Source organism: Streptomyces sp. NRRL B-24085 (assembly GCF_001282115.1).
In the GTDB taxonomy this organism is placed as follows: Bacteria; Actinomycetota; Actinomycetes; order Streptomycetales; family Streptomycetaceae; genus Streptomyces.
On record NZ_LJBR01000301.1, the window covers coordinates 1 to 18,601 of the forward strand.

General features: G+C 72.4%; 20 protein-coding genes and 1 pseudogene. 7 read left to right on the plus strand and 14 right to left on the minus strand.

Annotation, left to right across the window (positions count from 1 at the left end):
• The 4 genes and pseudogenes from AOJ26_RS29345 to AOJ26_RS29360 all read right to left on the minus strand — a co-directional run.
• Nucleotides 1-431, minus strand: a pseudogene (locus AOJ26_RS29345) (ATP-dependent helicase); the annotation flags it as partial.
• An 89-nt stretch (nucleotides 432-520) separates the two neighbouring features.
• Complete coding sequence (locus AOJ26_RS29350; protein WP_053851386.1) at nucleotides 521-1,105, minus strand: hypothetical protein; 585 nt, start codon at nucleotides 1,103-1,105, stop codon at nucleotides 521-523.
• Nucleotides 1,102-2,250: an ROK family glucokinase gene (locus tag AOJ26_RS29355; RefSeq protein WP_037712265.1), complete on the minus strand. Its 1,149-nt coding sequence runs from the start codon at nucleotides 2,248-2,250 to the stop codon at nucleotides 1,102-1,104. The genes AOJ26_RS29350 and AOJ26_RS29355 overlap by 4 nt, the downstream gene beginning before the upstream one ends.
• A 160-nt stretch (nucleotides 2,251-2,410) precedes the next feature.
• Nucleotides 2,411-3,148 (minus strand): GntR family transcriptional regulator, encoded by a 738-nt coding sequence (locus AOJ26_RS29360; RefSeq protein ID WP_086724841.1) that lies wholly within the window; start codon nucleotides 3,146-3,148, stop codon nucleotides 2,411-2,413.
• 130 nt (nucleotides 3,149-3,278) lie between these two features.
• Between AOJ26_RS29360 and AOJ26_RS29365 the strand changes: the two genes are divergently transcribed.
• Nucleotides 3,279-4,301, plus strand: a complete 1,023-nt coding sequence (locus AOJ26_RS29365) for a Gfo/Idh/MocA family oxidoreductase (RefSeq protein WP_053851388.1) — start codon at nucleotides 3,279-3,281, stop codon at nucleotides 4,299-4,301.
• Nucleotides 4,302-4,409: 108 nt separating this feature from the next.
• Here AOJ26_RS29365 and AOJ26_RS29370 read toward each other — a convergent pair whose 3' ends face one another.
• From AOJ26_RS29370 to AOJ26_RS29380, 3 genes are all read right to left on the minus strand, one after another.
• Entirely contained in the window at nucleotides 4,410-5,612 is a 1,203-nt protein-coding gene (locus AOJ26_RS29370) for a cytochrome P450 family protein (RefSeq protein WP_053851389.1), read from the minus strand.
• A gap of 39 nt (nucleotides 5,613-5,651) precedes the next feature.
• Nucleotides 5,652-6,341: a response regulator transcription factor gene (locus tag AOJ26_RS29375; RefSeq protein ID WP_179200420.1), complete on the minus strand. Its 690-nt coding sequence runs from the start codon at nucleotides 6,339-6,341 to the stop codon at nucleotides 5,652-5,654.
• 81 nt (nucleotides 6,342-6,422) lie between these two features.
• Complete coding sequence (locus AOJ26_RS29380) at nucleotides 6,423-7,682, minus strand: histidine kinase (protein WP_053851391.1); 1,260 nt, start codon at nucleotides 7,680-7,682, stop codon at nucleotides 6,423-6,425.
• A gap of 169 nt (nucleotides 7,683-7,851) precedes the next feature.
• Here AOJ26_RS29380 and AOJ26_RS29385 point away from each other — a divergent pair, with 169 nt between their 5' ends.
• Nucleotides 7,852-8,052, plus strand: coding sequence for a hypothetical protein (locus AOJ26_RS29385; protein WP_053851392.1), 201 nt, complete (start codon nucleotides 7,852-7,854; stop codon nucleotides 8,050-8,052).
• A 10-nt stretch (nucleotides 8,053-8,062) separates the two neighbouring features.
• Here AOJ26_RS29385 and AOJ26_RS29390 read toward each other — a convergent pair whose 3' ends face one another.
• Complete coding sequence (locus AOJ26_RS29390) at nucleotides 8,063-8,452, minus strand: ribonuclease domain-containing protein (RefSeq protein ID WP_053851393.1); 390 nt, start codon at nucleotides 8,450-8,452, stop codon at nucleotides 8,063-8,065.
• A gap of 145 nt (nucleotides 8,453-8,597) precedes the next feature.
• Here AOJ26_RS29390 and AOJ26_RS29395 point away from each other — a divergent pair, with 145 nt between their 5' ends.
• On the plus strand, nucleotides 8,598-9,353 hold the full coding sequence (locus AOJ26_RS29395) for an SDR family oxidoreductase (RefSeq protein ID WP_179200419.1): 756 nt from the start codon (nucleotides 8,598-8,600) through the stop codon (nucleotides 9,351-9,353).
• Nucleotides 9,354-9,983: 630 nt separating this feature from the next.
• On the opposite strand, the gene alc is transcribed toward AOJ26_RS29395, so the two are convergent.
• Both alc and allB read right to left on the minus strand, forming a co-directional pair.
• Complete coding sequence (gene alc, locus AOJ26_RS29400) at nucleotides 9,984-11,099, minus strand: allantoicase (protein WP_053851404.1); 1,116 nt, start codon at nucleotides 11,097-11,099, stop codon at nucleotides 9,984-9,986.
• A gap of 37 nt (nucleotides 11,100-11,136) precedes the next feature.
• A complete protein-coding gene (allB, locus tag AOJ26_RS29405; protein ID WP_053851395.1) occupies nucleotides 11,137-12,474 on the minus strand; it encodes an allantoinase AllB in 1,338 nt (445 codons plus the stop codon).
• Nucleotides 12,475-12,736: 262 nt separating this feature from the next.
• Between allB and AOJ26_RS29410 the strand changes: the two genes are divergently transcribed.
• Nucleotides 12,737-13,531 carry an IclR family transcriptional regulator gene (locus AOJ26_RS29410; RefSeq protein ID WP_053851396.1) on the plus strand — a complete coding sequence of 265 codons (795 nt, stop codon included), beginning with the start codon at nucleotides 12,737-12,739 and terminating at the stop codon, nucleotides 13,529-13,531.
• Complete coding sequence (locus AOJ26_RS29415) at nucleotides 13,528-14,211, plus strand: DUF6304 family protein (protein ID WP_053851397.1); 684 nt, start codon at nucleotides 13,528-13,530, stop codon at nucleotides 14,209-14,211. The genes AOJ26_RS29410 and AOJ26_RS29415 overlap by 4 nt, the downstream gene beginning before the upstream one ends.
• On the opposite strand, the gene AOJ26_RS29420 is transcribed toward AOJ26_RS29415, so the two are convergent.
• On the minus strand, nucleotides 14,190-14,492 hold the full coding sequence (locus AOJ26_RS29420; RefSeq protein ID WP_234358694.1) for a DUF5955 family protein: 303 nt from the start codon (nucleotides 14,490-14,492) through the stop codon (nucleotides 14,190-14,192). The two genes, AOJ26_RS29415 and AOJ26_RS29420, sit on opposite strands and share 22 nt — an antisense overlap.
• A 182-nt stretch (nucleotides 14,493-14,674) precedes the next feature.
• Here AOJ26_RS29420 and AOJ26_RS29425 point away from each other — a divergent pair, with 182 nt between their 5' ends.
• Both AOJ26_RS29425 and aceB read left to right on the plus strand, forming a co-directional pair.
• Nucleotides 14,675-15,274, plus strand: a complete 600-nt coding sequence (locus AOJ26_RS29425; protein ID WP_053851399.1) for a nucleotidyltransferase family protein — start codon at nucleotides 14,675-14,677, stop codon at nucleotides 15,272-15,274.
• A 184-nt stretch (nucleotides 15,275-15,458) separates the two neighbouring features.
• The gene (aceB, locus tag AOJ26_RS29430) at nucleotides 15,459-17,084 is read left to right on the plus strand and encodes a malate synthase A (RefSeq protein WP_053851400.1); all 1,626 of its coding nucleotides are present in this window, start codon (nucleotides 15,459-15,461) and stop codon (nucleotides 17,082-17,084) included.
• 12 nt (nucleotides 17,085-17,096) lie between these two features.
• Here the strand turns inward: aceB and AOJ26_RS29435 are convergent, their stop codons facing one another.
• From AOJ26_RS29435 to AOJ26_RS29445, 3 genes are all read right to left on the minus strand, one after another.
• Nucleotides 17,097-17,387: a SelT/SelW/SelH family protein gene (locus tag AOJ26_RS29435; protein WP_053851401.1), complete on the minus strand. Its 291-nt coding sequence runs from the start codon at nucleotides 17,385-17,387 to the stop codon at nucleotides 17,097-17,099.
• Nucleotides 17,384-18,289, minus strand: coding sequence for a HipA family kinase (locus AOJ26_RS29440; RefSeq protein ID WP_053851402.1), 906 nt, complete (start codon nucleotides 18,287-18,289; stop codon nucleotides 17,384-17,386). The genes AOJ26_RS29435 and AOJ26_RS29440 overlap by 4 nt, the downstream gene beginning before the upstream one ends.
• 5 nt (nucleotides 18,290-18,294) lie before the next feature.
• On the minus strand, nucleotides 18,295-18,601 hold a 307-nt coding region (locus tag AOJ26_RS29445), incomplete at its 5' end, for a ferric iron reductase (protein WP_199828884.1).

An 18,601-nucleotide genomic window follows, 5' to 3' on the forward strand; every position in this document is an offset into this window, starting at 1 on the left:
TCGTCGGGGTCGAGGGGGCCGGCCCGCCAGGCGTCATGGCCGGTGGCGGTGAGTCCGGGCAGCAGGCGGCCGCGGGCGGTGAGCCGCAGCGCGTGCAGGGCGGCGGCGCCCCAGCAGGCGGTGGCGGGATGGGCGGCGGGATCGCGCCGGGCCCGGACGAGCAGCGGCAGTGCCTCGCCGACCGGGAGCGAGAGGGCGGACGCCGTCCGGCGCCGCACTCCGGCTCCGTGCGGTCGTACGACGGTCAGCTCGGTGAGTTCAGCGCGCTCGGGGGTCGTCCCGGCCAGCAGGGGCACGCCTTCGGGGTCCCAGAACGCGATCCGGCCGTCACGCGGAAGGGGCGCGGGCAGGAAGACGGCGGCGAGCCGGAGCGGGACGTCCGCTGTCCGCCGCTCGGCGCCGCGCTCGGCCACCATGGTGCTGTCGCTCATACGTCCTGTCACCTCCCGCCCGCGTGTCGGATCACTCGTCTTCGACTCTACGGGCGGGGTCTGACAATCGGCTCCGGCGACCGGCCGGGTCAGGGAACCGTGCGCGAGACGACGTACACCTTCGGGGCGTTCGGCACGGTCAGGTTGACCATGACGTCCTGGGTGGGCGCCGGGTCCTTCTGCGCGTGGGTGAGGCCCCACCAGGAGCGCGGGCCGTCGAACCTCCAGCCGCTGACCTTCTGGTCGCGCTCGCTGATGGTGACGTCGTTCTTCTTGAGGTCGGCTCGGCTGACGCCCATGCCGGTGAGGAAGGCGGCGAGGCCCGCGTCGGTCGTCCGGAACTGGACGTAGAGGCGGCTGGTCTTCCAGTTGTTGGTCTCGTAGGAGGCGACCAGGTCCGCGGGGTGCGGGACCGGCACCTGGTAGAGGCGGCGCTGCACCTTGGACGGCCAGCCGGGTGTCAGGCCCGTCGCCGAGTACTTCGCCTCCTTGTCCTTGCCGCTGTCCCGGCTCTGGTTGGCGGAGATCACCAGGTAGCCGGCCGGGACGCCGATGAGCAGACCGATGATCAGCAGGGTGATCGCCCTGCGGCGGATCATGTGGCGGCGGTCCTCGGTGGGCCCCTCCGGTCCGTCCGGGGGCGCCGCGGCCTGGCGGGGCAGGGATGCCGTCATGCGGTGTCCCGGGACGTACGGCGGGCCTCCACGTACCGTTCGTAGCGCTCGTGCCGCTCCACCCGGCGCCGGTTGGCGCGCCGGAAGCGGCGGGCGACCAGGCGGGCGAGGTCGGCGGCGCCGACCATGCCGGCCTCGGGTCCGAGCTGGGCGCGGGCGATACGGGCCTCGGGGCGGTAGCCGCGGCCGGTGAGCTGACGCTTGAAGGCGTCCCGCGCGGGGCCGATCAGCAGGTCGTCGGCCGCGCTGACGCCGCCGCCGATGACGAAGCAGGACGGGTCGAGGGCGGCGGCGAGGTTGGCGATGCCGACGCCGAGCCACTGGCCGATGTCCTGGAGCAGCTCGATGCACATGGCGTCGCCGTCACGGGCCAGCTCGGTGATCATCGGGCCGGTGATGTCGCCGATGTTGCCCTTGACGTGCTCGATGATCCCGTAGGCGACGGGCGAGTCGGCCGCCGCCAGTTCACGGGCCTCGCGGACCAGGGCGTTGCCCGAGCTGTACTGCTCCCAGCAGCCGCGGTTGCCGCACGGGCAGCGGTGGCCGCCGGGGACGACCTGCATGTGTCCGAACTCGCCGGCGACGCCGTACTTGCCGCGCTTGACCTGGCCGTCCTCCAGGATCGCGCCGCCGATGCCGGTGCCCAGCGTGATCATGACGAGGTGGTCCTCGCCGCGGCCCGCGCCGAAGCGCCACTCGGCCCAGGCGGCGGTGTTCGCGTCGTTGTCGACGAGGACGGGGACCGCGAGACGCCCGGCGATGCGGTCACGCAGCGGCTCGTTGCGCCAGGAGAGATGGGGTGCGAACAGCACGCGGTTGCGGTCGGCGTCGACCCAGCCCGCCGCGCCGATGCCGACGGCGTGGACGTCGTGGCGGTCGGACAGGTCCAGGACCAGTTCGACGATGGTGTCCTCGACGACCTTGGGGCTCTTCGACTTGTCCGGGGTCTCGGTGCGGACCTTCTCCAGGATGTTGCCGTCGGCGTCGACGACACCCGCCATGACCTTGGTGCCGCCGATGTCGATGCCCACCGTCGGCACGCGCGGTGCGGTCAGGTGTGAGCGGCGTTCCCTCGTGCCGACGGTCCGCAGGGCGGGGGCGCGGCGGGAGCCTATGGGGGCGCTGAAGTTGCCGTAGGTGCTCATCGGCCCCGATTCTGCCGCACGCTCACGCTGGGTGCCGAACGGGGGAGAAAAGGAGGGCGCGAGTCATGCCGGGTGCGGCTGCTGCGTGGCTGGTCGCGCCCACGTGACGGAGCCGCAAATCGATGGGAGCCGGACCGCTGAATACAGCCCCGCGCCCCTTTCAGGGGCGCACCAGGAGCTGAAATTCGAACGAGTAGCGAGTCGGACGATAGGTGTGCGTGCCGTACTCGACCGCTCGCCCCGTGTCGTCGAAGGTCACCCGCTGCATCGTCAGCAAAGGCGCTCCGGCCTCCTCCGCCAGGCGTTCCGCCTCCGCCGCCGTGGCCGCTCTCGCGCCGATGGACTGGCGGGCGCTGTGCAGGGTGATCCCGGCCGCGCGCATCATGCGGTACAGGCCGGTCGCCTCCAGCTGGTCGGTGTCCAGGTCGAGCAGGGTGGGCGGCAGGTAGTTGCACAGGTACGCCATCGGCTCGCCGTGGGCCAGGCGCAGGCGTTCCACCTGGTGCACGTCACTGCCCTCGGCGACGCCGAGCGCGGCGGCGATCTCGGCGGTGGCGGGGACGACGGAGTTGACGAGGACCTTCGTCGCGGGGCGCTGGCCGGCCGCCTCCAGGTCGTCGTAGAGGCTGCTGAGCTCCAGCGGGCGCTTGACCTGGCTGTGCACGACCTGGGTGCCGACACCGCGGCGGCGCACGAGCAGGCCCTTGTCGACGAGCGACTGGATGGCCTGGCGGACGGTGGGCCGGGACAGGCCGAGCCGGGCGGCGAGCTCGATCTCGTTGCCCAGCAGGCTGCCGGGGGTGAGCGTCCCGTGCTCGATCGCGGCCTCCAGCTGCTGGGCGAGCTGGAAGTACAACGGCACCGGGCTGCTGCGGTCCACACTGAGCTCGAGCGTCACGGTCGGGTCCACTCCTGGTTTCGGCACGGGCCCGAGCGTAGCTCCGTGCGCTGTTGACGGGAAGTCGTGTAGTCACATTGTCCGGACATACGGATTGACAGCACGGGGTGCGCGACCACACTTTGTTCACATGCGCATCGGGGTCATAGGGACGGGCCGCATCGGCACCATTCATGCGAACACGCTCAGCCGCCATCGGGAGGTCGGTTCCCTGATCCTCACGGACGCGGACGGGGCGCGGGCCCAGGAGCTCGCGCACCGCCTCGGGGAGACCGCGGCCCCGGGCGTCGACGAGATCTTCAAATGGGGTGTCGACGCCGTCGTCATCACCACGGCGACCTCCGCCCACGCCGAGCTGATCGGCCGGGCGGCGCGCTCGGGGCTGCCGGTGTTCTGCGAGAAGCCCATCGCGCTCGACCTGCCGGGCACGATGCAGGCGATCGCCGAGGTGGAGACCGCCGGGACGGTTCTCCAGATGGGTTTCCAGCGGCGCTTCGACACGGGGTACACCGGCGCGCGCGAGGCCGTGCGCTCGGGGCGGCTCGGACGGCTGCACACCGTGCGGGCCCTCACCTCCGACCAGGCGCCGCCGCCGGCGGAGTGGCTGCCGCTGTCCGGGGGGCTGTACCGGGACACCCTGATCCACGACTTCGACGTCCTGCGCTGGGTGACCGGGCGCGAGATCGTCGACGTGTACGCGGCCGGGTCCGACGCCGGTCCGCCGATGTTCCGGGCCGCGGGGGACGTCGACACCGCGGCGGCCGTGCTCACCCTCGACGACGGGACCCTCGCCACGGCCACGGCCACGCGGCTGAACGGCGCCGGGTACGACGTGCGCATGGAGCTCGCCGGGGAGCTGGACCAGATCGTGGTGGGGCTGGACGACCGCACGCCGATCGCGTCCACGGAGCCCACCGGGCCGCCCGCGGCGGACAAGCCGTGGACGGGCTTCCTGGAGCGGTTCGGACCGGCCTACGAGGCCGAGCTGGCGGCGTTCGTCGAAGTGGTCCGGGGCGAGCGGGCGAACCCCTGCGACGGCCGGGAGGCATTGCAGGCGCTGAGGGTCGCCGAGGCGTGCGAGGTGTCCCGACGCGAGCGCAGGGCGGTACGGCTGGCGGAGCTCCCGGGCGGCACGAGCGCGACCGCGTTCTGACCCGTCACGCCGTCACGTCCGCACGCCTGCACGTCCGCGCGTCCGCGCGTCCCCACGCCCGCGCGTCCGCACGCCCGGCCGACCGGGTGCCACGGCCCCCTGCGCAGCTCACACCGCGGCCTGCGGCCACCGCACCGGCAGGCTCCGTACTCCCCTGATCAGCATTCCCGGCAGCCACTCCCCCGTGGGGCCGTCGAGGGCGAGGCCGGGGGCGCGGTCCAGCAGGGTGCGGATCGCGGTGCCGGCCTCCAGGCGGGCCAGTGGGGCGCCCAGGCAGTAGTGGATGCCGTGGCCGAACGCCAGGTGGCCGCGGGGGTCGCGGCGGATGTCGAAGCGGTCCGGGGCCGGGTAGCGGGAGTCGTCGCGGTCGGCCGCGCTCAGGCAGATCATCACCGGGTCGCCCGCGGCTATGGTCCGTCCCGCTATCTCCAAGGGCTCGGCGGCGTACCGGAAGGTCGCGTTCTCCACCGGGCCCTCGTAGCGCAGGGTCTCCTCGACCGCGCCGTCGACGAGGCTCATGTCGGCGCGCAGGGCGGCGAGTTGGTCCGGGTGGGTGAGCAGGGCGTGCACGCCGTTGGTGATGAGGTTGACCGTGGTCTCGTGGCCCGCGATCAGCAGCAGGAAGGCCATGCCGCGCAGTTCCGACGGGGAGAGCCGGTCGCCGTCGGAGGCGGTGGTGCGGATGAGGTCGCCGAGCAGGTCGTCGCTCGGGCCTGCGCACCGCTTGTCCTCGATGAGCTCCTTCAGGTAGTCGCCGAGGCGCAGGACGGCGTCGTACGAGCTCTCCTCGCTGGTGGGGGCCACGACCTCGGTGGACAGCTTGCGGAACTCGGTGCGGTCCATCTCGGGCACACCGAGGAGTTCGCAGATCACGGTGATCGGCAGCGGGTAGGCGAGGGACTGCACCAGGTCGGCGCGGCCGTGCGGCAGCATCGTGTCGAGGAGGTCGTCGGTGATCTCCTGGACGCGGGGCCGCAGTCGCTCGACCCGGCGCATGGTGAAGGCCCGGGAGACCAGGGCGCGCAGCCGGGTGTGCTCGGGCGGGTCGCTGCCCAGCAGATGGCGGCCGATGAGCTCCTCGTCGTGGAACACCGCGCCGATCCTGCGGCCGTCCTTGGACAGTCTCGGATCGGCGAGTGCCGCGCGCGCCTCCTCGTGCCCGACGACGAGCCAGGTCGCGTAGTCGGCGTGGGAACCGGGCGGCCGCACGCGGTGCACGGGGCCGAGGGCGCGCAACTCGGCGTACACGGGGTGCGGGTCGGCACGGAACGCGTCGCCGTACTCCCCGAGGTCGATCACTGCTTCGGTCATGAACCCCCCCTTCACCCCGTCAACGCCCGGCGGCCGCGACTAGTGCCCGTCCGGCTCGGGTGCCTCGGACGGCTCCAGCAGTCCCGCGTCGTACGCCAACAAGGCGATCTGCACGCGGTTGTTGAGGTCGAGCTTGGCCAGGACGCGGGAGACGTGGGTCTTGACGGTGGCGACGCTCATGTAGAGGGCGGCGGCGATCTCGGCGTTGGACAGGCCCTGGCCGACGGCGACGGCGACCTCGCGTTCGCGGTCGTTGAGGGCGGCGATGCGCTCACGCGCGCGTGCCCGTCGGCTGTCGGCGGCGCTGCCGGCCGCGTGGTCCATGAGCTGGCGGGTGACGGTGGGCGACAGGACGGGGTCGCCGGCCGCGACCTGGCGGACGGCGGCGAGGATCTCGGCCGGCGGGGTGTCCTTGAGGACGAATCCGGCGGCGCCCGCGCGCAGGGCGCGCAGCACCTGCTCGTCGGCGTGGAAGGTGGTCAGGACGACGACCTGCGGGGCGTCGGGGCGGCCGCGCAGCCGCTCCGTGGCCGTGAGGCCGTCCACGGCCGGCATCCTGATGTCCATGAGGACGACGTCCGGCCGGGTCCGGTCGACGGCGGCCTCGACCTCGGTGCCGTCCGCCGCCTCTCCGACGATCTCGATGTCCTCGGCCCCGCCCATCATCAGTGACAGACCGGCCCGCACCAGGGGGTCGTCGTCGACGAGGAGCACTCTGATCACAGTCATGGGGCCTACGTAATCACGCGGGAACGACACGCGATCACCCTCCCGGGCGGCTGAGTTGGGCCGCCAGCGACAGCGGGGCCGTCACCCCCACGGCAGCCACGCCCGCACCGCGAACGCCCCGTCCTCCTCCACCCCGTGCTCCAGCCGGCCCCCGGCGAGCGTGGCGCGCTCGGTGAGGCCGATCAGTCCCTGGCCGGAGCCGGGGACGGGCGGCACCTCGCCCTCGGGCGGCCGGTTGCGGACGGTCACGGCGAGGCCCTCGCCCGGGCCGCCCGCGACGGTGACGGCGACCTCCGTGCCGGGGGCGTGCTTGCGGGCGTTGGTGAGGCTCTCCTGGGCGATGCGGTAGGCGGTGCGGCCGACGGAGGCGGGCACGGCGGCGGGGTCGGTGACCCGGCTGTCGAGGACGACCTTCATGCCGGCCTCACGGGACTCGGCGACCAGGGTGTCGAGCGCGCCGAGGGTCGGCTGGGGACGGCCCGTGTCGTCGTGGTCCGCGGCCCGCAGGACGCCGATGATCTCCCGCAGGTCCTGGAGGGCCTCGTGCGCGCTCTCCCGGATGACGCCGGCCGCCCGGGCTACCTCGTCCCGGGGCGCGTCCGGCCGGAACTCCAGGGCGCCCGCGTGGACGCTGAGCAGGGTCAGCCGGTGCGCGAGGACGTCGTGCATCTCGCGCGCGATGGCCTCGCGGGCGAGCCGCTGGGCCTGCTCGGCCCGCAGCCGCGCCTCGGTCTCCGCGCGCCGGGCGCGGTCGCGCAGGCTGAACATGAGCTGCCGTTTGGCCCGCACCAGCAGGCCCCAGCCGACGACCGCGACGATCAGGACCACGGTGAGGACCACCGAGACGACGTAGGGCAGGTCCGCGTCGGGTCGCAGCCGGAACGTGACGGGCACGACGGCGATGTTGAGGCCGGCCACCCAGGCGACGTACCGGAAGGGGCGGTGCACGGCCAGGGTGAAGACGGCGATCGTGCAGGCGCCGCCGGCGCTGTCCGAGAGCACCCCGAGCGGGATCGTGGCCAGGGCGAGGCCGACCGGCCAGCGCCTGCGCAGCCACACGGCCGCGCAGGCGAGCGCGCCCAGCAACTGGTCGAGGACGGCCGCGGTGTGCGACACGTGCGGGTTGTCGCCGACGGCGTCCGCCGCGATCAGGCCGATCAGGACGGCCAGGAGGAAGCAGGAGAAGTCGACGAGCCAGTCGCGCGCGGTGCGCCGGGGACGCCGTCCGGGCCGTGCGCCGTCCGGTTCGAACTCGTGGATAACGGCGGACGGCAGCAGCCAGTGCCGGCCGGGGAAGGCCGGGGGCTCGGGGACCGTCTCGTCAGTGCTCACGGTCGACAAATCTACGCAGCGGGGTGCTGGAGCACCTCCCCGTGACCGTGATGGGCGACCAAAGTCGCGGCATCGCAGACTTTCGGCGCGGCCGGCCGCGCGGATCCGATGCTTCGGTGGCACGGGGCTCGCCCCGCGGCCGATGTCCGTGGGGGGTCCGCGGGGCGAGGGTGCACCCATGAAGCAACTGCTCGAACTGTTCGGTTTCCTCGCCCTGGTGCAGGGCGGGATGGGTCTGCTGCACGAGTTCACCGACTGGCACATCGGGCTCGTCCAGCGGATCGGCTTCCTCGACGGCTACGAGATCTACGCGAGCGTCGCCCTGATCGTGCTGGCGTTCGCGCTGTTCGCCGCCGCGGAGAGCCGCAGGCCCGGCTGACGTCCCGCTGTCAGCAGCCGTAGTCGACCAGGTTGAACGTGGCGTAGTGGTCCGCCGTGTAGTAGTCCTCCTGAGTCTTCTCTCCGGTGACGATCCGGCGTGCGCCGCGCGTGGAGGAGCCCGGCGTGATCACCGTGTACTCGTGGTAGTAGCCGGTCGACCGGCTGGGCAGGACGCCTTCCCGGTTCTGGAAGACGCTCCCGTCCTGGGAGTAGGGGTAGGGGCCGCCCTGTTCGATCAGGTCCAGGGTGTCGTACGCCTGGGACGGCAGCCCGGTGTAGCAGATGCTGCCGACCGCGGCGGCCGCCGGGGTGGCGGTGGTGACGGTGCCGCCGACGAGGAGGGCGGACAGGACTGCGGCCGCGGCGCCGAGGTGAGTGATCCGTGGGGGGAATCTCATGCGCTCATGATGACGCGCGTAGAGCATGGCATGTCAATGACAACTCCGGAAGTTTTCCCGTCACGTCCTATGAGTTAACACAGAGTTGACCTTGTCGAGCTTCGTGTCCGTAGGCCGCCAGCGGTCCGGGGAGCCGGCCGGTGGGATGGATGCCATGACAACGACTTACGGAACTCTGAACGGCAAGGTCGCGCTCGTCACCGGGGGCAGCCGCGGCATCGGTGCGGCCACGGCGGTACGACTGGCGCGGGACGGCGCGGACGTGGCCGTGACGTACGTGGACGGCAAGGAGGCGGCCTCGGACGTGATACGGCGGGTCGAGGCGCTGGGACGACGGGGCGTCGCCCTGCGGGCGGACTCCGCGGACCCCGATGAGGCGGCCGGGGCGGTCACGCGTACGGCGGAGGCGCTCGGCGGGCTGGACGTCCTGGTGAACAACGCGGGCGTGGGGGTGCTGGGCCCGTTGGGCGAGTTGTCCCTCGCGGAGGTCGACCGGGTCCTGGCCGTCAACGTGCGCGGGGTGTTCCTGGCCTCTCAGGCGGCGGCCGCGCGGATGCGGGACGGCGGACGGATCATCACGATCGGGAGCTGCATGACCCAGCGGGTGCCCGGTCCCGGCGGGACCCTGTACACGACGAGCAAGTCGGCGCTGATCGGGCTGACGAAGGCCCTCGCGCGCGAGCTGGGGCCGCGGGGGATCACGGCGAACATCGTGCATCCCGGGCCGATCGACACCGACATGAATCCGGGGGACGGGCCGTTCGCCGCGGGGCAGGCCGCGATGACCGCGGCGGGACGGTTCGGCACGGCGGAGGAAGTGGCGTCGACGGTGGCGTACCTGGCGGGGGCGGAGTACGTGACGGGTGCGGAGTTCTCGGTGGACGGGGGGCATGCGGCGTGAGGTAGCGGCTGCCGTGGGAGGGGCTTTGGAGCGCCCCGAGGTCCCACTGCCCGTGGGCCGGGGAGCTGTTGACAGCTCCCCGGCCCACGGGTGCGAGGCTCGCCCGTCTCGGCGAGCCGAACGCCTGAACCACTCAGCGCGAGGGGGCGAGGAACACCCGCCCAGCCACCCGGCGCGCGGCCGCCGGGTACGCCCGCCTTGGCCACCCGGCGCGAGGGGGCGAGGAACACCCGCCCAGCCACCCGACGCACGGCCGTCAGGTACGCCGCCTTGGCCACCCGGCGCGAGGGGCGAGAAACAACCTGCCTAAACGCACGGCGTGTGGGCCAGGAACGCCCGCCTCAACCACCCAGCGCCAGGGGACCAGTTACCCCTGCCCCGGCCAGCCAGCGCGAGGGCCAGGAGCACTCGCTTCAACCACCCAGCGCGTGGGCCAGGAACGCCCCCCTCAACCACCCAGCGCCAGGGGACCAGTTACCCCTGCCCCGGCCAGCCAGCGCGAGGGCCAGGAGCACTCGCTTCAACCACCCAGCGCGTGGGCCAGGAACGCCCCCCTCAACCACCCAGCGCCAGGGGGCGAGGCACGCCCGCCGCAGCCGGCCGATGCGCGTGGGCCGAGCAGGCCCTGCCTCAGCCGCCCAGTTCCTGGTGTCTCGCCGACAGGGCCGCCGAACCGGACTCCGTCAGGGAGCCGAACAGTCGCAGGCGCGAGATCCCTCCGTCCGGGAAGATGTCCACGCGCGCGTGTGTGCCCACCGCCGGGGCCGGCAGCACGAAGCGGTGGTTGGTGTCGGGCTGGAGGCGGGTGCGCGGGAGGACCTCGCGCCAGTCGCCGTCCTCGCCGTCGCGGACCGACACCGAGGCCCAGCCCGCGCTGTTCCCCTTCAGATACGCCGTGTCGATCTCGATCGCGCGGATCTGCGACTGGGCCACGAGCCGGTAGCGGATCCAGTCGTTGCCCCGGTCACGGCGGCGGCGGGTCTCCCAGCCGTCGTCCATCTTGCGGGAGCGGCCCGGCTGGATGGTGTTCGAGGCCGGCGAGTAGAAGAGGTCGGAGGCGTCCTCCGCCCGGCCGCCGTTCTCCAGGGCGACCACGTCGAAGGTGCCGAGGGCCGTCAGCCACGCCGGGTCCGGTACGACCTCGCCGTACACGCGCAGGCGGGCGATGCCGCCGTCGGGGTGCTGGTTGACCCGCAGGTGCGTGAAGCGCTGCTCCACGGACACCTCGAAGCCGTTCGCCGCGTGGCCGCCGACGGGCGTCCGCGGGACCAGCGTCGTCCACTTCACGTCGTCGCCCAGCAGTTCCTCCGGGGACGGACTGCCCGCGACCGAGGTCCCCTCGACCGACACCGCCTGCGGGTAGTTGCCGCGGAAGTGGGCCGTGTCGACCACGATCCCCCGGATCACCCCGGGCGCGCCCAGCCGCACCAGCGCCCAGTCGTGGTCCTCCGCCGTCGGCCAGGGGTGCTCGGCCGAGGCGCCCCGGCGGCGCCGGGTCTCCCAGCCGTCCATGATCTTGCCCTTGTGCCCGAAGTGCTCGGGGTCGAACTCGGCCCGCCCGGGCAGCAGCAGGTTCTCGCGCTGGGCGAAGAACTCGTCGTTGGCGGCGATCACCGAGCCGCCGAGTGTCCGCGCGGCGAGGTCGGCGTACCGGGTGAAGGGGAAGTCGGCGGTGCGGTAGTCCGCGTACGGGTCACCGCCGCCGTACGGGTGCGCGTCGCCGGTGAAGCTGGGAATCGCCGTCACGTACATGTGCCTTTCTGGAGTTGCCGGTGCGGGTCGATCAGGGCGTACGGGTGAGCAGCCGGCCCCTCGGAACGGTGAACTCGCCGTTCGCCACGATGCGTTCACCGCGCAGCCAGGTCGAGCGCACCACCCCGTACAGGGTCTTGCCCGCGTACGCCGTGACGCGGTTGCGATGCTGGAGGGCCGCCGGGTCCACGGTGAAGGTGGCGTCCGGTGCGAGGACCGCGAAGTCGGCGTCACGGCCGGCCTCGATGGCGCCCTTGCGGTCGAGGCCCACCAGCCGGGAGGTCCGCTCGGACATCCAGCGGACCACGTCGTCCAGCGAGTGGCCGCGCCTGCGGGCCTCCGTCCAGACCGCCGCCAGGCTCAGTTGCAGGCCCGAGATGCCGCCCCACGCGGTGGCGAAGTCGGCCGTCTTGAGGTCGGCGGTGGACGGGGAGTGGTCGGTGACCACGCAGTCGATGGTGCCGTCGGCCAGCGCCTGCCACAGCAGGTCCTGGTTGGCGGCTTCCCGGATGGGCGGGCAGCACTTGAACTCGCTCGCCCCGTCCGGGACTTCCTCGGCCGTGAGAGTGAGGTAGTGCGGGCAGGTCTCCACGGTGACGCGGACCCCGTCCGCCTTCGCCCGGGCGATCAGCGGGAGCGCGTCGCTCGACGACAGGTGCAGCACGTGCACGCGGGCGTCCAACCGCCTGGCCTGGTCGATGAGTTGGGCGATCGCCGTGTCCTCGGCGTCGCGCGGCCGGGAGGCCAGGAAGTCCGCGTACCGGGGGCCGGCGTGCTGCGGGGCGGCCTCCAGGTGGTGCGGGTCCTCGGCGTGCACGATCAGCAGCCCGCCGAAGGAGGCGATCTCGGCCAGCGAGCGGGCGAGTCCGTCCTGGTCGAGGTGCGGGAACTCGTCCACGCCGGACGGCGACAGGAACGCCTTGAACCCGAAGACCCCCGCTTCGTGCAGCGGACGCAGGTCCTTGACGTTGCCGGGCAGGGCGCCGCCCCAGAATCCGACGTCGATGTGCGCCTTGTCGGCGGCGACCGCCTGTTTCGTACGGAGGTGCTCGACCGTCGTCGTGGGCGGGAGGGAGTTGAGCGGCATGTCGACGAGGGTGGTGATGCCGCCGGCCGCCGCCGCGCGCGTGGCGGTCCAGAAGCCCTCCCACTCGGTGCGGCCGGGGTCGTTGACGTGCACGTGGGTGTCGACCAGGCCGGGCAGCAGGACGTCGTCCCCGAGGTCCTCCAGGCGGGCACCCGGGGGCACGGGTGCGTCGTACGGCGACACGGCCGTGATCGTGCCGTCGGCGACCGCGACGGACGCGGGCCGCGTCCCCTCGGGCGTGATGACGCGCGTCGAGCGCAGCACCAGTTCTGTGTCGGACACCCGGACCCCTTTCTGCCGCCGTTGACTTCCGCGTAACGGAATTCAACTTTCTGTTGAAGGAGTCTTCACTCCCGGTCGAACGCCGTCAAGGGCACACTTCCTCACAGTGCGCCTTGCGTCGAAACTCTGGACGTTTCCACAAAGCGGAATTACTATTCCGGCAAGCAGAACGTAGCTACGCACCAGCGGGGAGTCAACCGACTGCCGGGTAGGCTTCTGCCCCCTGCCCAGACCCGAAAGGCAGCCCCGAAAGGAACGCGCCGTGCCGACGTCCAGCGCCAGCACCACCGACTCCGCCAAGTCCGCCGGCGGCGGGGTCCAGTCCCTTGAGCGCGCCTTCGATCTGCTGGAACGGATGGCGGACGCGGGCGGAGAGGTCGGACTGAGCGAACTGTCCGCGAGCAGCGGACTGCCGCTGCCCACCATCCACCGCCTGATGCGGACCCTCGTGTCCTGCGGTTACGTCCGCCAGCAGCCCAACCGGCGCTACGCCCTCGGCCCGCGCCTGATCCGCCTCGGCGAGTCGGCCGCCCGGCTGCTCGGCACCTGGGCCCGCCCCTACCTCGCCCGCCTGGTCGAGGAGACCGGCGAGACCGCCAACATGGCACTGCTCGACGGGGACGAGATCGTCTACGTCGCCCAGGTGCCGTCGAAGCACTCCATGCGGATGTTCACCGAGGTCGGCCGGCGCGTCCTGCCGCACTCCACCGGCGTCGGCAAGGCCCTGCTCGCCAACACCCCCGACGACGAGGTGCGCGCCCTGCTCGCCCGGACCGGCATGCCGGCCGCGACGGAGAAGACGATCACCACGCCGGACGGGTTCCTCGCCGCCCTGAAGGACGTGCGCGGCCAGGGTTACGCGGTCGACGACAACGAGCAGGAGATCGGCGTCCGCTGCCTCGCGGTGTCGGTGCCCAACTCCCCCACCGCGGCGGCCATCTCGATCTCCGGTCCGGCAGGGCGGGTCACCGAGGCGGCCACCGAGAAGATCGTGCCGGTGCTGCAGCAGGTGGCGTCGGAACTGTCGGAGGCACTGGCGACCCAGAGCCCGGCGTGATCGCCTTACTCCGCTGGCCGGGGCGGTACACGGACCGGCACGGCTCGGAGGAGATCGTCTTCGAGTCGGACGGCCGGGAGCTGATCCGTACGACGATCAGGGGTGTCCGCTTCGAGGGCGACACCATGGACGATCTGGGCGCGCTGGGCGGGGAGCCGCCCGAGCAGATGTTCTCCTTCCGCGACGGGGCGCTGTACTTCTGCCTCCTGGAATGGGAGACACCCCTGCCCGTCGACGTCAGGGGCAGCGGCGTGCGGCCCGGCACGCTGCACTGCGTCCTGCGGCTCGGCGACCCGGCGGGCCCCCGCCCCGGGCCGGACCTGCAGACCCTCACCACCACCCTGCGCCTGGACGGGCACGAGTTCAGCAGCGGGACCTTGCGGTACGACTTCGAGGAGGCACTGCGCGACATCCAGCACGCGCTGCCGCGAGCCGCCCGACTGCGGGCCTGCGTCTCGTGCGCCTGGTCCGACTACAGCCCCCTCGGCAACGGGATGATGGCCGCACTGGCCTGCTTCCGGGACGTCAAGGACCGCTACCGGCGGGTGGACGCCAAGCACGGCCCCACGGGCATCTTCGCGGTCTGGGACGACCTCACCGAGTTCGTCCAGGAGACCTGGCTCTGCCCGGAGTTCGAGCACCGCGGAAACCACAGGGGTTACCGGGGTTCGTTCCCCTGACGCCGCGGCTCCCCGAACAGCTCCACCGCGTCGCGCACCTCGGTGAGCCCTCTGGACAGCGCGCTCACCGAGCCGATCGCCCCCGCGATCAGCAGCAACGACCGTCGCAGGCGCGGGACTTCGGGTGTGCCGTCGATCGTCATGGCGGCCAGCGCGGCGAGTTCGTCCTCGGCGATGCACCGGTCGGGGAACTCGGCGGGATGCGCGGCGAGTTCGCGGCGCAGCCGGGACACCGCGGCCCGCAGTTCCGCCACTCTCGGATCCTTGTCGCTGCCGGTCACTGGCCTCTGCCCCAAGCTCCGCAACACAGCTCTCCCCCTCGCACTCCTTCGTGCGCCCCGGCGTCAGACCCCGAGGGACGCGGGTCAGTAAACGCCACACGGGGCGCCACGCGCCACCGTACGGACCGAAATTCAGCCCGTTGAAACCCGGCGCACGCCGGCGCGTCAGGTATGCAGGACGCATGACGGAGAACGAACAGCAGGTCGCCGGACTGCTCCTGGCGGCAGGCGGTGGGCGGCGGCTCGGCGGGCGGCCCAAAGCGCTGCTCGAACACCGGGGCCGCCCCCTCGTCGAGCACGCGGTGGGTGTCCTGCGCGCGGCCGGCTGCGCCCGGGTGCACGTGGTGCTGGGGGCGGCCGCGGCGGTCGTACGGGAGCGGGCCGAGCTCGGTGGGTGTGTGCTGGTGGAGAACCCGGAGTGGGCCGACGGGATGGGGTCCTCGCTGCGGGCCGGGCTCGACTCGCTCGCCGGGACGGGGGCGCGGGCCGCGCTGGTCTCGCTCGTCGACCAGCCCGGCATCGGGGCGGAGGCGGTGCGCCGGGTGCTCGCCGCCCACGAGGACGAGGCCTCGCTCGTCTCGGCCGCCTACGACGGTGTCCGCGGCCATCCCGTCCTCTTCGGCGCCGGGCACTGGGCCGGGATCGCGGCGACTGCGACGGGCGACCGGGGGGCACGCGCCTATCTGGAGGAGCACCGGCACGTCCTCACGCTCGTCGAGTGCGGGGACGTGGCCGAGCCGTACGACATCGACACGCCGGAGGATCTGGCGCACCTTGAGTGAACGGGGTGGCACGCAGAGCCACTCTCACTCGACCCGGAGAATCTCGACATCAACAAACCATTGAACTTCCACAATGAGGAAACTAGTATCCACTGTTCAGAAGCGCCCTGCCGTTGCGAGGGGCGTCGCCCGCGTACCCGGTTCGACTGGCACCCGGTGCCACCGCTGAAGGAAGTGACCGCTCATGTCCGCACCAGCGCCGTCCCCGCTGGCCATCGTCGACGCCGAGCCCCTGCCGCGGCAGGAGGAGGTCCTGACCGAGGCGGCCCTCGCCTTCGTGGCCGAGCTGCACCGCCGGTTCACGCCCCGGCGTGACGAGCTGCTCGCCCGCCGCGCCGAACGCCGCGCCGAGATCGCCCGCACCTGCACGCTCGACTTCCTCCCGGAGACCGCCGCGATCCGCGCGGACGACTCCTGGAAGGTGGCCCCCTCCCCCGCGGCCCTGGACGACCGCCGGGTCGAGATCACCGGTCCCACCGACCGCAAGATGACGATCAACGCCCTGAACTCCGGGGCCCGGGTGTGGCTCGCGGACTTCGAGGACGCCTCCGCGCCCACGTGGGAGAACGTCGTCGGGGGTCAGATCAACCTGGCCGACGCGTACACCCGCAGCATCGACTTCACCGACGAGAAGTCCGGCAAGTCGTACGCCCTGCGCCCGGACGGGGAACTCGCCACCGTCGTCATGCGCCCGCGCGGCTGGCACCTGAACGAGCGGCACCTGGTCGACGCGAACGGCACCCAGGTTCCCGGCGCGCTCGTCGACTTCGGCCTGTACTTCTTCCACAACGCCCAGCGGCTGCTCGACCTCGGCAAGGGCCCGTACTTCTACCTCCCGAAGACCGAGTCGCACCTCGAGGCGCGCCTGTGGAACGACGTGTTCGTCTTCGCGCAGGAGTACTGCGGCATCCCGCAGGGCACCGTCCGGGCGACCGTCCTGATCGAGACGATCACGGCGGCGTACGAGATGGAGGAGATCCTCTACGAACTCCGCGACCACGCCTCGGGGCTGAACGCGGGCCGCTGGGACTACCTGTTCTCCATCGTGAAGAACTTCCGTGACGGCGGCGCCAGGTTCGTCCTGCCGGACCGCAACGCGGTCACGATGACGGCCCCGTTCATGCGCGCGTACACCGAACTCCTCGTCCGCACCTGCCACAAGCGCGGTGCGCACGCGATCGGCGGCATGGCGGCCTTCATCCCCTCGCGCCGGGACGCCGAGGTCAACAAGGTCGCCTTCGAGAAGGTCCGCGCCGACAAGGACCGCGAGGCGAACGACGGTTTCGACGGCTCCTGGGTCGCCCACCCCGACCTGGTCCCGATCGCCATGGAGTCCTTCGACAAGGTCCTCGGCGACAAGCCGAACCAGAAGGACCGGCTGCGCGAGGACGTCCACGTCGAGGCGGCCGACCTCATCGCGATCGACTCGCTGGAGGCCCGGCCGACGTACGACGGCCTGGTCAACGCCGTCCAGGTCGGCATCCGGTACATCGAGGCGTGGCTGCGCGGGCTCGGCGCGGTCGCCATCTTCAACCTCATGGAGGACGCGGCCACCGCCGAGATCTCCCGCTCGCAGATCTGGCAGTGGATCAACGCCGGCGTCGAGTTCGAGAACGGCGAGAAGGCCACCCCGGAGCTGGCCCGCAAGGTCGCCGCCGAGGAGCTCGACAGCATCCGCGCCGAGATCGGCGAGGAGGCGTTCGCGGCCGGCCACTGGCAGCAGGCCCACGACCTGCTGCTCCAGGTCTCCCTCGACGACGACTACGCGGACTTCCTGACGCTGCCTGCGTACGAGCAGCTCAAGGGCTGAAGCCGCCCCCGCTCAGGAGCCGTCCTCCCGGGCGGCCCTGTCCGAGTGGCCCAGGGGCTTCCCCGGGGCCACTCGGTCGCGTACGACCTGCTTCACCGCCGTGGGCTCCGGGAAGCCCTGCTCGCGCCGGTCCCAGACGACCTCGTCGTCGACGCGGACGACGAACACCCCGCCCGTGCCCGGCTTGAGGGACAGCTCACCCAGCTCCGCCTCGAAGGTGGTGAGCAGCTCCTGCGCCAGCCAGGCCGCGCGGGGCAGCCAGCGGCACTGGGTGCAGTACTCGATCTGTACGACGGGACTCATCCGAGGTGCACCGACCAATCCTGTTGCGCGGCCGGTTTGCCGTGCAGGTCGGGGACCCGCTTGAGCCAGTTCGGCCGTCCTTGTTCCGTCCGCGCCGCCCGCAGGGCCTCCTCGGCGGCGAGTTCCTCCGGGCTGGGGAAGTCGGTGGGGAGCCAGTCGGCGGAGGCCCGCACGCGCGCGTGCAGGTAGTCGACGTACGCCTCGCGCATCTCGGCGGGCGTGGTGAACTCCGTCAGCCAGGCGTCCGGCACCTCCGCGACGATCTCCCGCAGCAGCTCGCGCGTCACCTTCGGCGCCAGTTCGGCGTCGGCGGCCCGTACGTCGGGGCCGTACCGGCCGAGGGCGTGGTGGCGGAAGTCGTAGCGCCTGGCGGGCTCGGAACCGTCCCAGCGGTGATGGAAGACGAGGGCCGCACCGTGGTCGATGAGCCACAGGCGCGGGGGTGCGACGCCGAGCGTCGGCCAGACCATCAGGTTGGAGCTGTGCACCGTGCGGTCGACGTTCACGGTCAGCGCGTCGAGCCAGACCACCCGGCCCGCCTCCAGCGGTTCGACACGGCAGTGCCGGGCGACCTCGGGGGTGAAGTCCCTGGCACCCGGCAGATGGTCCATGCCGAGGTTCACCCCGGCGCTCGCCGCGTGCAGGTCCCGCACCTCCTGGTGCGGCTCGCTGTCGGCGATCGCCGGGTCGAAGCGCACGAGGACCAGTTCGGGGAAGCGCAGTCCCAGCGCCCGCGCCAGCTCACCGACGATCACCTCGGCGACCAGCGCCTTGCGCCCCTGGGCGGAGCCGGTGAACTTCACGACGTACGTCCCCAGGTCGTCGGCCTCGACGACAGCGGGCACCGAGCCGCCGGACCGCAGCGGGGTCACGTATCGAACAGCAGTCACTTCGCGGAGCACACCGGTCAGGGTAGTTCAGCTCCTGCCGCCGCCAGCGGGTTGGGCAGCGGCAGGTAGCGGGCGGCCGCCCCGTCCGCCCCCGTCCACCTCAGCAGCAGGTTCGTCTTGCCGGGGAGGGTGGGCGCGGTGAGGAGGGCGGCGGCCTCCGGGAGGTCGTGCCGGGACAGCTCACGGCGGGCGGCGGGCCAGGGGTCGAAGCCGGGCCGGCGTTCGGCGAGGGCCGCGGCGACCTCGCAGAGGTGGTTCACGACCAGGCAGTACACCAGCCGTTCCCACCCTGCCGCGCGCGGCACGTCCGACAGCAGCTTCACG

Excerpts from the sequence above, each read along its gene's own strand:
- AOJ26_RS29350 (WP_053851386.1), bottom strand. The coding sequence starts at position 1,105 with ATGACGGCATCCCTGCCCCGCCAGGCCGCGGCGCCCCCGGACGGACCG.
- AOJ26_RS29355 (WP_037712265.1), bottom strand. The coding sequence starts at position 2,250 with ATGAGCACCTACGGCAACTTCAGCGCCCCCATAGGCTCCCGCCGCGCC.
- AOJ26_RS29365 (WP_053851388.1), top strand. The coding sequence starts at position 3,279 with ATGCGCATCGGGGTCATAGGGACGGGCCGCATCGGCACCATTCATGCG.
- AOJ26_RS29370 (WP_053851389.1), bottom strand. The coding sequence starts at position 5,612 with ATGACCGAAGCAGTGATCGACCTCGGGGAGTACGGCGACGCGTTCCGT.
- AOJ26_RS29375 (WP_179200420.1), bottom strand. The coding sequence starts at position 6,341 with ATGACTGTGATCAGAGTGCTCCTCGTCGACGACGACCCCCTGGTGCGG.
- AOJ26_RS29385 (WP_053851392.1), top strand. The coding sequence starts at position 7,852 with ATGAAGCAACTGCTCGAACTGTTCGGTTTCCTCGCCCTGGTGCAGGGC.
- AOJ26_RS29390 (WP_053851393.1), bottom strand. The coding sequence starts at position 8,452 with ATGAGATTCCCCCCACGGATCACTCACCTCGGCGCCGCGGCCGCAGTC.
- AOJ26_RS29395 (WP_179200419.1), top strand. The coding sequence starts at position 8,598 with ATGGATGCCATGACAACGACTTACGGAACTCTGAACGGCAAGGTCGCG.
- AOJ26_RS29425 (WP_053851399.1), top strand. The coding sequence starts at position 14,675 with ATGACGGAGAACGAACAGCAGGTCGCCGGACTGCTCCTGGCGGCAGGC.
- aceB (WP_053851400.1), top strand. The coding sequence starts at position 15,459 with ATGTCCGCACCAGCGCCGTCCCCGCTGGCCATCGTCGACGCCGAGCCC.
- AOJ26_RS29435 (WP_053851401.1), bottom strand. The coding sequence starts at position 17,387 with ATGAGTCCCGTCGTACAGATCGAGTACTGCACCCAGTGCCGCTGGCTG.